This is a genomic window from Pseudomonas nunensis, from assembly GCF_024296925.1.
Classification (GTDB): Bacteria; Pseudomonadota; Gammaproteobacteria; order Pseudomonadales; family Pseudomonadaceae; genus Aquipseudomonas; species Aquipseudomonas nunensis.
Genome location: NZ_CP101125.1, coordinates 830,036 through 840,546, shown reverse-complemented (window position 1 = coordinate 840,546; position 10,511 = coordinate 830,036). Strand labels below are relative to the sequence as shown.

At 60.3% G+C, this 10,511-nt stretch carries 10 protein-coding genes; 2 read left to right on the top strand and 8 right to left on the bottom strand.

Going from position 1 to position 10,511, the window contains the following annotated elements:
* From NK667_RS03900 to NK667_RS03880, 5 genes are all read right to left on the bottom strand, one after another.
* A complete protein-coding gene (locus NK667_RS03900; RefSeq protein ID WP_054613896.1) occupies positions 1-1,818 on the bottom strand; it encodes an ABC transporter ATP-binding protein in 1,818 nt (605 codons plus the stop codon).
* A complete protein-coding gene (locus NK667_RS03895; protein WP_177331421.1) occupies positions 1,811-2,413 on the bottom strand; it encodes a DsbA family protein in 603 nt (200 codons plus the stop codon). The genes NK667_RS03900 and NK667_RS03895 overlap by 8 nt, the downstream gene beginning before the upstream one ends.
* 40 nt (positions 2,414-2,453) lie before the next feature.
* Positions 2,454-3,395 (bottom strand): oxygen-dependent tRNA uridine(34) hydroxylase TrhO, encoded by a 942-nt coding sequence (trhO, locus tag NK667_RS03890; protein ID WP_054051885.1) that lies wholly within the window; start codon positions 3,393-3,395, stop codon positions 2,454-2,456.
* A 184-nt stretch (positions 3,396-3,579) separates the two neighbouring features.
* Positions 3,580-3,879, bottom strand: coding sequence for a BolA family protein (locus NK667_RS03885; RefSeq protein WP_054613895.1), 300 nt, complete (start codon positions 3,877-3,879; stop codon positions 3,580-3,582).
* Between the two features lie 12 nt (positions 3,880-3,891).
* Positions 3,892-4,425 (bottom strand): DUF2059 domain-containing protein, encoded by a 534-nt coding sequence (locus NK667_RS03880; RefSeq protein WP_054051881.1) that lies wholly within the window; start codon positions 4,423-4,425, stop codon positions 3,892-3,894.
* Positions 4,426-4,617: 192 nt separating this feature from the next.
* Here NK667_RS03880 and NK667_RS03875 point away from each other — a divergent pair, with 192 nt between their 5' ends.
* Positions 4,618-6,012 (top strand): class II fumarate hydratase, encoded by a 1,395-nt coding sequence (locus NK667_RS03875; RefSeq protein WP_054613894.1) that lies wholly within the window; start codon positions 4,618-4,620, stop codon positions 6,010-6,012.
* A 106-nt stretch (positions 6,013-6,118) separates the two neighbouring features.
* Here the strand turns inward: NK667_RS03875 and NK667_RS03870 are convergent, their stop codons facing one another.
* Complete coding sequence (locus tag NK667_RS03870) at positions 6,119-7,078, bottom strand: DMT family transporter (RefSeq protein WP_054613893.1); 960 nt, start codon at positions 7,076-7,078, stop codon at positions 6,119-6,121.
* A gap of 210 nt (positions 7,079-7,288) precedes the next feature.
* On the opposite strand from NK667_RS03870, the gene NK667_RS03865 reads away from it, so the two are divergent.
* On the top strand, positions 7,289-7,483 hold the full coding sequence (locus NK667_RS03865; RefSeq protein ID WP_054613892.1) for a DUF6316 family protein: 195 nt from the start codon (positions 7,289-7,291) through the stop codon (positions 7,481-7,483).
* A 129-nt stretch (positions 7,484-7,612) separates the two neighbouring features.
* Here the strand turns inward: NK667_RS03865 and NK667_RS03860 are convergent, their stop codons facing one another.
* Both NK667_RS03860 and pap read right to left on the bottom strand, forming a co-directional pair.
* Complete coding sequence (locus tag NK667_RS03860; RefSeq protein ID WP_054613891.1) at positions 7,613-8,797, bottom strand: thiolase family protein; 1,185 nt, start codon at positions 8,795-8,797, stop codon at positions 7,613-7,615.
* Positions 8,798-8,899: 102 nt separating this feature from the next.
* The gene (pap, locus tag NK667_RS03855; RefSeq protein WP_054613890.1) at positions 8,900-10,414 is read right to left on the bottom strand and encodes a polyphosphate:AMP phosphotransferase; all 1,515 of its coding nucleotides are present in this window, start codon (positions 10,412-10,414) and stop codon (positions 8,900-8,902) included.
* Positions 10,415-10,511: the final 97 nt, after the last annotated feature.

The window sequence follows — 10,511 nt, the reverse complement described above, 5'->3', positions numbered from 1 at the left end:
TTACAGCTGCTGCAAATGCCCATAAAGCTTGGCGTACAAACCACCATCGGCGATCAGTTGCTGATGGTCGCCATCCTCGGCGATGCGTCCACCATCGAACACCAGCACGCGGTCGGCCTGCTTCACCGCTGACAGTCGGTGGGCAATGATCAGGGTGGTGCGCTCGCTGAGGAACCGCGCCAGTGCTTCATGCAGGTTGTATTCGGTGGCGGCATCCAGCGCCGAGGTGGCCTCGTCGAGGATCACCACTTTGGGCTGGGCCAGAACCATCCGCGCAATGGCCAGCCGTTGACGCTGGCCACCGGACAAACGCACACCGGAACGCCCGACCACACTGTCCAGGCCCTGGGGCAAGCCGCGCACCGTGCCATCGAGCTGGGCGATTTCCAGGGCCTGCCAACACGCTTCGTCGCTGCGTTCGCGACCCATGGTCAGGTTGGCCCGGATGGTGTCGTTGAACAGCGCCGGATGCTGCAACACCACGGCGACATTTTCCCGCACGGTTTCCAGGCCGATCTCTTCTTGCGTCGCACCACCGAAACGAATGGTCCCGGCCAGCGGCGTGTACAAGCCCAACAGCAACTGCACCAGGGTGCTTTTACCGCCACCGCTGGCGCCGACGATCGCGACTTTTTCACCGGGGGCGATGCTCAGGTTCATCTGGTCCAGCACCAGCTCATCGCCATAACTGAAACTCAGCCCCTGAACGTCGATGCCCACGGTGGTGCGACCCTGGAATGGATCGACGCCACCGGGGTATTGCGGCTCATCGGCACGCGCCAGCAACTCGTTGATCCGCGACAGCGCACCGCCAGCAGCGTAGTAGGCGTATTGCAGATTCAGCAGCTGTTCGACAGGACCAATCATGAACCACAGGTAGCTGAACACCGCGAGCATCTGGCCGATGGACAGGTCGGAGAACAGCACGGTGAGCATCGCGGCGGCGCGGAAAATATCGATACCGAACTGGAACAGCAAGCCGCTGGCCCGGTTCGACGCGTCGGTTTTCCATTGCGAGTTCACTGCGTAATCGCGCACTTCCCGGGCACGCTGACCCAGCCGACCGAGGAAAAAACCCTGACGATTACCGGCGCGCACTTCCTGGATCGAATCCAGGGTTTCGGTCAATGCCTGAGTGAAACGCGATGTGCTGTCGTTCTCCAGCTTCTTCAGGTGCTTGACCCGTTTGCCGAGCTGCACCGTGGCGTAGATCACCAGCGGGTTGAACAGCATGATCAGCAGCGCAAGTTTCCAGTGCATCCACACCAGAATGCTCGCGGTACCGACCAGGGTCAGCATCGCCACGAGGAAACGGCTGAGGGTTTCGCCGACAAACTTGTCGAGGGTATCGAGGTCGGTGACCAGGTGCGTGGTTACCGTGCCGCTGCCCAGGCTTTCGTATTCGCCCAGGGAGATGCGTTTGAGCCGTTCGATCAGTCGCACGCGGATGCGGTAAACGATGTCTTTGGCCAGCGCCGCAAACAACTTCGCTTGCACCACGTTGAACAGCAACGCGCCACAGCGCAGGACGAAGGTCACCAGCAGCATCAGGCCGATGTAGCCGGCGGCTTTCTGCCAAACATCGGGCAGTGCGTGGTTCATGATCTTCAGCGCAGAATCGCCGTGACCCAGCAGCACTTCGTCCACCAGCAACGGCAACAGCAACGGGATGGGCACACTGCACAGGGTCGCCAGCACGGCCACGCCGTTGGCGATCCACAGGGATTTTTTATGATGCAGGGCCAGTCGGCGGATTTCCGCCCAGCTCAGTCGATCGACACGCGGGGAAGCGGGTACATCGTCGGGCAGATCATGCACAGGCAGCGCGCTCCAGCCAGCGGCCGAGCAGCGGTGACAGGACATTCAGGGGTTGATAGCCGTTGGTCAGCAACGCCAATTGCCCATCGCGCTCGGCCAGCAAGGTCGGGAACCCGGCGATGCCGAGGTCCTGGACCCAGGTGAAATCGGCGGCGGTGGCAGCGTGCTGATCGGCACGGTCGAACGCCGCAGCGAACTCGATGCGCGGCAAACCGGCCTTTTCCGCCAATTCCACCAGCACGCTGGCGTGGGTGACGTCGCGACCTTCGGCGTAGAACGCGTGCTGAATCAGCCCGAGCAGTTTCCACGCGCAATCCGGCGCCAGGCTGCGCGCCGTCACCAGCGCCCGGCATGCCGGCTCGGTGTCGTAGACAAAGCCGTCAGGCAACGCACCTTCGCGCTTGAACGGCTGGCCAGTGGCCTCGGTGACCGCTTGCCAGTGCTCAAGAATGTAGCGTCGGGTGGTCGGCTCGAGTGCCGAACCGCTGCCGGTGCGCAAACCGCCCACCACCAGATGCAACTCCACGCCCGCCGCCTGCGCCTGCTCGACTAGCGCTTCAGCCACCGGCGCGAAGCCCCAGCACCAGGAACACATCGGGTCCATCACATAGAGCAGGCGGCGAGCAGACATGGGTTCAAGCCTCGGAAGGGGTTTGCTTGTAGTTGTAACCGATCGGGTGCGGCAAGTTGCGCGCCTTGGCCAGTTCGATCTGCTTCTGCCGGTCGATGGCGCTGCGACGGGTTTTCTCGCTCAGCTTATCCCAGCAATGCGGGCAACTGATGCCCGCCACGTAGTGCTCGGATGCGCGGTCTTCGACGCTGATCGGTGTACGACAGGCATGACATTGATCGTAGTCGCCTTCGCTCAAGTCGTGGCGCACGGTCACGCGGTTGTCGAACACAAAGCAGTCGCCCTGCCACTTGGTTTCTTCCTGCGGCACCTCTTCGAGGTACTTCAGGATGCCGCCCTTGAGGTGATAGACCTCATCGAAGCCCTGGCTGAGCATGTAGCTCGAAGCCTTTTCACAACGAATGCCGCCGGTGCAGAACATCGCGACTTTCTTGTGCACGGCCGGGTCGAAGTGTTCTTTGATGTAGTCGGGGAATTCGCGAAAACTGGTGGTTTTTGGATCGATGGCGCCTTCGAAGGTGCCAATCGCGACTTCGTAGTCGTTGCGGGTGTCGATCAGCAGCACTTCCGGATCGCTGATCAGCGCGTTCCAGTTCTGCGGATCGACGTAGGTGCCGACGGCTTTGTTCGGGTCTACGCCGTCAACGCCGAGGGTGACGATTTCTTTCTTCAGCTTGACCTTGGTGCGGTAGAACGGCTGGTCGTCGCAGTACGATTCTTTGTGGTCGATATCGTCCATGCGCGGGTCGTTCTTGAGCCAGGCCATCAGCCCGTCGATGCCTTCGCGGCTGCCGGACACGGTACCGTTGATGCCTTCTTCGGCGATCAGCAGCGTGCCTTTGATGCCGTTGTCGACCATCGCTTGCAGCAATGGCTCACGCATCTCGACATAGTTTTCCAGGGTGACGAACTTATACAGTGCCGCCACGACAATCTGTTGTGTCATGGGTGATTCTCCAGGTGGCTACCCTCGTAAGGGGTGAACCGGATGCGAAAAAAAACGCGCCGGGTTAGCGGCGCGTTGCGGATTCTAGCAAAAATAAACGCTTCTGTAGGAGCGAGGCTTGCCCGCGATGGCGATCTTGAGTACGCCTTCGCGGGCAAGCCTCGCTCCTACAGGGGGCAGGACATCAATGCTTGCTGCCGCCAGCACAGGTCGGTGAGGCCGGGGCCGCATCCATCTGTGCCCATTCTTCAGGCGTGTAGGTATGCAGCGCCAACGCATGAAACTCACCCATCAGCTCGCCGAGCGTGCCGTAGACTTTCTGGTGACGCTTGACGCGATTGAGCCCTTCGAACTGCTGGCTGACCACCACGGCCTTGAAGTGGGTTTGCAACCCACGACTGTGCATGTGGCTTTCATCCTGCACTTGCAGGTGCTCGGGCTGTAACAACCCCAGCGTCGATTCGATGCGTTGTTGCATGGTCATACCCGACTCCGCTTAAGGCTTTTTCTTGGCAGGAGCAGGTGCAGCTGCGGCAGCCTTCGGATCCAGCTCGTTGGTCATGTCAGCCAACAGCTTGTTGACCACTGGCACGGCGCTTTCGAGTTTGGCCTGGGTCATCTGGGCCGATTGCTGAGTCAGCTGCGGCATTTTTTCCAGGACTTTTTTGCCCAGCGGCGACTGGTAGAAAGCAACCAGGTCTTTGAGCTCGGACTCGCTGAAGTTGGTGGTGTACAGCTTGACCATGTCAGGTTTCAGCTTGTTCCAGCCAATGGCTTGGTCCAGAGCGGCGTTGGCCTTGGCCTGGTAGGTTTCCAGCAGGGCCTTTTTCGATTCAGGGGCTTTGGTCTGTTCAAAGCGCTGAGCGAACATTTGCTGCACTTGCATGTACACCGGAGTGCCCAATTTGTCAGCGTGCGCCAGGGTCAGGAAAGCTTCGGCACTGGCGTTGTGGCTGGCGGTATCGGCAAAAACCTGGCCGCTGGCGCAAACCAGTGCAACCGCGGTACAGATGGCACGAAGACGAGTCATCGAGTTTCCTTTTCTAGCAGGCGAGGTAAAACCCCAAGGGCGACCATTCTGCGCCTAAAAAACGTCATGGCTCAACCCCTGCCCCTTACAGGGCCTGATTTGCAGGGCTGAGCGGTCAAAAAACAGACTGATGGAACCACATCGGCCGAACACGGCCTAAACTGCGCAATCAGACATTCAGGAGTGTGACCGATGAGCCGTATCGAAACCGACAGCCTTGGTGAAGTGGACGTCCCGGATGATGCCTACTGGGGCGCGCAGACCCAACGTTCGCTGATCAACTTCGCCATCGGTCAGGAACGCATGCCCCTGGCGGTCCTGCATGCGCTGGCGCTGATCAAGAAAGCCGCGGCCCGGGTCAACGACCGTAATGGTGACGTGCCGGCGGACATCGCCCGGCTGATCGAGCAAGCCGCCGATGAAGTGCTCGACGGCAGCCATGACGACCAGTTCCCGCTGGTGGTATGGCAGACCGGCAGCGGCACCCAGAGCAACATGAACGTCAACGAAGTGATTGCCGGTCGCGCCAACGAATTGGCCGGCAACCCTCGCGGCGGCAAGTCGCCGGTGCACCCCAACGATCACGTGAATCGCTCCCAGAGCTCCAACGATTGCTTCCCCACCGCCATGCACATCGCCACCGTTCAAGCGGTGCAGCAACAACTGCTGCCGGCGATCAGTGAATTGTCGGGTGGGTTGGCCGAGCTGTCGGCGCGGCACATGAAACTGGTCAAGACCGGCCGCACGCACATGATGGATGCGACGCCGATCACCTTCGGCCAGGAGCTGTCGGCGTTTATCGCACAACTGGATTACGCCGAACGGGCGATCCGCAGCGCATTGCCGCAAGTCTGTGAACTGGCCCAGGGCGGCACGGCGGTGGGCACCGGGCTGAACTCGCCCCACGGTTTTGGTGAAGCGATTGCCGCTGAACTGGCCGCGCTGTCCGGTTTGCCGTTCGTCACCGCGCCGAACAAATTCGCTGCCCTCGCCGGCCATGAACCGCTGACCACGTTGTCCGGGGCGCTGAAAACCCTGGCCGTGACCCTGATGAAAATCGCCAACGACCTGCGTTTGCTCGGCTCCGGCCCGCGTGCCGGGTTCGCTGAAGTGAAGCTGCCGGCCAACGAGCCTGGCAGTTCGATCATGCCCGGCAAGGTCAACCCGACCCAGTGCGAAGCGTTGTCGATGCTCGCCTGCCAAGTGATGGGCAACGATGTGGCGATCGGTTTTGCCGCGAGTCAGGGTCACCTGCAATTGAACGTGTTCAAACCAGTGATCATCCACAACCTGCTGCAATCGATTCGCCTGCTGGCCGATGGCTGCAGCAACTTCCAGCAGCATTGCATCGCCGGGCTGGAACCGGATGCCGAGAAAATGGCGGAACATTTGGAACGTGGCTTGATGCTGGTGACCGCGCTGAACCCACACATTGGCTACGACAAGTCGGCGGAGATTGCCAAGAAGGCGTATGCCGAAGGGCTGACCTTGCGTGAGGCGGCGTTGCAATTGGGTTATCTGACCGATGAGCAGTTTGATGCGTGGGTGCGGCCGGAGAATATGCTCGAAGCGGGGGCCAAGGGCTGAGGTTTGTAGCGTCTGATAGTCAGTCTTCGCGAGCAAGCCCGCTCCCACAGGGGTTTTCGCATTCCCTTGTGGGAGCGGGCTTGCTCGCGAAGAACGATAACGCGGTCTACCCTGCTGCCACCTTCACCCGCCGCGCCCGGAGCCCCGCCATCAACGACGGCCCCAATGCCACCAGCGCCGATCCCAATACCACCAGCACCGCGCCGCCATAACCCAGGCCATTGATGGTCTCTGCATGCACATACTCGGGCCATGCCCACGCCGCCAAGGCCACCGCGACAAACGTCACCAACGGCGTTATCGCCAAGGTCGCGCTCACCCGCGAAGCCTCCCAATGCGCCAGCGCTTCAGCGAATGCGCCATAGGCGATCAGTGTGTTCATGCAACACGCCAGCAACAACCAGCCTTGTCGCGGACTCAGGCTCAGCGCTTCCAGCGGATGTACCCACGGCGTCAGCAACAGCGCGCAGAACAGATAAATCACCATCATCACCTGCAACGAATTCCACACCGTCAGCAATTGTTTCTGGCCCAGCGCATAGAATGTCCAGACCGTCGACGCCGCCAACACCATCAATACGCCGGCGGTGTAGTCGGTCAGGGACGTGAGTAATTCGGCCAGGCGCTGATTGAAAAACAGCCCGAAACCGATCAGCAGCACCAACAGGCCAATCCCCTGCCCGATGCTGAAGCGTTCCTTGAACACAAACAGACTGGCGATCAGCAACATGATCGGGCCCATCTGCACCACCAGTTGCGCGGTGCCGGGGCTCAGCAGGTTCAGGCCCATCAGGTACAACACGTAGTTGCCCACCAACCCGAGCACCGCCATCAGCACCAGCCAGCCGCCCTTTGGGCCGAGCACTTTGCGGCTTGGCAGGCGTTTGGTCGCTGCCAGATACAGGAACAGGCAACCGCCGGACACCAGCAGGCGAAACCAGGTCACCGTCACCGGGTCCATGACGACCAGCACTTGCTTGAGTTTGATCGGCAGGATTCCCCACAACAGCGCGGTCAGCAAGGCCAGGAACAGACCGTACACCCAGCGACCCGATGAAATATGCATGCCGACCCCAAAGCCAAGTGACGAGAGTCGTCATTCTAGGCTGAGCGCCCGATGGCACACAGGGACAGTTGTGGATTGGCCGCGAATGAAACTGTGCAGGTCGCAACGCTAAATTGACGAAGTGCCGTCGATCAGGTCGCCAGGCGCGGCAAGTACTTCAGGCATAAGCTCATTGGATCCGCAAACAGGACCTACCCTCAGGAGATCGCCATGTACGGCATGCGCGCCCAGGACAACGCCCCCGCCACGCACTTTCGCAGTGACCGGATGTGTCGTGTGAATGGGGAGTTGTATTTCAGCACCCGGGAAAACACCCTCGAAGGGCCGTTCGACAACCCTGAGGCGGCGGCGCGGGAGATACAGGCGTATATCGAGCGGATGCAGCTTCAGAGCAAAAACCGATAACCTGTGGCGAGGGGGCTTGCCCCCGTTGGGCCGCGCAGCGGCCCCCCGTACACCAGAAAACAAGGGACTGCTGCGCAGTCCAACGGGGGCAAGCCCCCTCGCCACAATAGGCAAAACAAATCTACCGGTTTAACGCACCGCCTCAAACAACCCCGTAGCCCCCATCCCGCCACCCACGCACATGGTCACCACGCCATAACGCAAGTTGCGCCGTTGCAGTTCCCGCACGATATGCCCGACCTGACGCGACCCGGTCATGCCGAACGGATGCCCGATGGAAATCGAGCCGCCATTGACGTTGTACTTGGCGTTATCGATTTCCAGTCGATTACGGCTGTACAGGCACTGCGACGCGAACGCTTCGTTGAGTTCCCACAGATCGATATCGGCAACCTGCAAGCCCTTGGCCTTGAGCAACTTCGGCACCGAGAACACCGGGCCGATGCCCATTTCGTCCGGCGCACAACCGGCCACGGTGAAGCCTCGGAAGAACGCTTTCGGCTTCAAGCCCAATTCCAGGGCTTTTTCCAGGCTCATCACCAGAGTCATCGACGCACCGTCCGACAGTTGCGACGAGTTACCCGCCGTCACCGAACCGTCCTCGGCAAACACCGGTTTCAAACCCGCGAGGCTTTGCAGGGTGGTGTCCGGGCGGTTGCAGTCATCGTGATCGACGATGCCATCGAGGATCTGCACCTGGCCGGTGGCTTTGTCTTCAACCCGATACTTGACTGCCATCGGCACGATTTCATCATTGAACAACCCGGCCGCCTGAGCTTGCGCGGTGCGTTGCTGGCTCTGCAACGCGTACAAATCCTGTTCTTCGCGGCTGACGTTGTAACGACGGGCGACGATTTCAGCGGTCTGGCCCATCGGGAAATAGATGCCCGGCACCTGTTCCTTGAGCAACGGGTTGATCAGGTTGTCGGTGTTGACGCTTTTCATGGTCAGGCTGATGGACTCGACGCCACCGGCCACGATGATGTCGCTGCAACCCGAGGCGATCTGGTTCGCAGCAATCGCGATGGCTTGCAGGCCCGATGAGCAGAAACGGTTGAGGGTCATGCCGGCAGTGCCGATGCCCAGGTGCGAGAGCACCGCGACGTTACGCCCGATGTTGTAGCCCTGGGCGCCTTCATTGGAGCCAGCGCCAACGATGCAATCCTCGACGCTGGCCGGGTCGATGTCGTTGCGCGTCAGCAGCGCATTGACGCAGTGGGCCGCCATGTCGTCCGGGCGGGTCTGATTGAACTTGCCGCGAAAGGATTTGGCCAGGCCGGTCCGTACGCTGTCGACGATCACCACTTCACGCATGGCATACCTCATTGTTGTTGTCGGTTGAGAGTGGACCGAGCATAAGTCCACCCCATTGCCGACCGCGACAATCATTCACCCCGCGTATGCGCAACCATCGTCCTACTTCTTGTGCTTCCTGGCCTTCTTGTCGGCCTTGTCGAACGCTTCTTCCAGCGCCCGGTTGATCGTGCGCAACACTTTGACCCGCGCCCAACGCTTGTCATTGGCTTCCACTAAAGTCCAGGGCGAGATCTCGGTGCTGGTGCGATCGACCATATCGCCGACTGCAGCGCGGTAGGCGTCCCACTTGTCGCGGTTGCGCCAGTCGTCTTCGGTGATTTTGAAGCGCTTGAAGGGGATGTCCTCCCGAGCCTGGAAGCGTTCCAGTTGAGTCTGCTTGTCGATGGCCAGCCAGAACTTGACCACGATGACGTGGGAATCGGAAATCTGCTCTTCGAAATCGTTGATCTCGCTGTACGCCCGCAACCAATCCGCCGGCGGGCAGAAACCTTCGACGCGCTCCACCAGCACCCGGCCGTACCACGAACGGTCGAACACGGTGAACTTGCCCTTCGCCGGGAGATGTCGCCAGAAACGCCACAGGTACGGCTGCGCTCGCTCCTCTTCGGTCGGCGCAGCAATCGGCACGATGCTGTATTGCCGTGGATCGAGGGCTGCCGCGACCCGACGAATCGCTCCACCCTTGCCCGCCGCATCATTGCCCTCGAACACCGCCACTAAAGCGTGCTGACGCATGCGTTTGTCGCGCATCAGGCCGGAGAATCGCGCCTGCTCGGTAATCAGTTGTTCTTCGTAATCGTCCTTGTCCAGGCTTTGGGTCAAATCCAGGCTGTCGAGCACATTCATTTGATCGACATGAATCGGCAACGGCGCGGCGTTGACCTTGTCCGGATGAACCTTGGGCCGCTTCAGCGCATTTTGCAGACCCTCGAGCAGGATCTGGCCGACCACCAGACTGCGGTAATGCGGATCGACGCCTTCGATCACATGCCATGGCGCATAGTCGCGACTGGTGCGGCGCAGCACGCGCTCGCCGTATTTGACGAATTTGTCGTAGGTCTGGGATTGCTGCCAGTCCAGCGGGCTGATGCGCCAACTGTGCAACGGATCGTCAGCGAGTGCCTTGAGCCGCGCCTTCATTTGTTTTTTCGAGAGGTGGAACCAGAACTTGAAGATCAGCGCGCCTTCGTCGCAGAGCATTTTTTCGAAACGCTCGGACTGGTTGATCGCCTGATCCAATACCGCATTCTTGAAGTCGCCATGGACGCGACCTTGCAGCATCTGGCTGTACCAGTTGCCGAAGAAAATCCCCATGCGCCCCTTGGCCGGCAGCATCCGCCAATAGCGCCAGGCCGGTGGCCGCGCCAGTTCTTCGTCGGTCTGCTGGTCGAAGGTGCGCACCTCGATCAGGCGCGGGTCCATCCATTCGTTGAGCAACTTGACCGTCTCGCCCTTGCCGGCGCCTTCGATGCCATTGATCAAAATGATCACCGGAAAACGTTGTTGCTGCTGCAGTTCAAACTGCGCTTCGAGCAAGGCTTCACGCAGGGCCGGTACTTCGGCGTCGTAGGTTTCTTTGTCGATGGCGTGACCGATTTCGGCAGATTCGAACATGGGCGGCTCCCTTCCAAGATTGAGCAAGACTAGCGGATTGACCTCTCCAATGGGGGGAGAAGTTCAAGATCACGAGCAAGATCAAAAGATCGCAGCC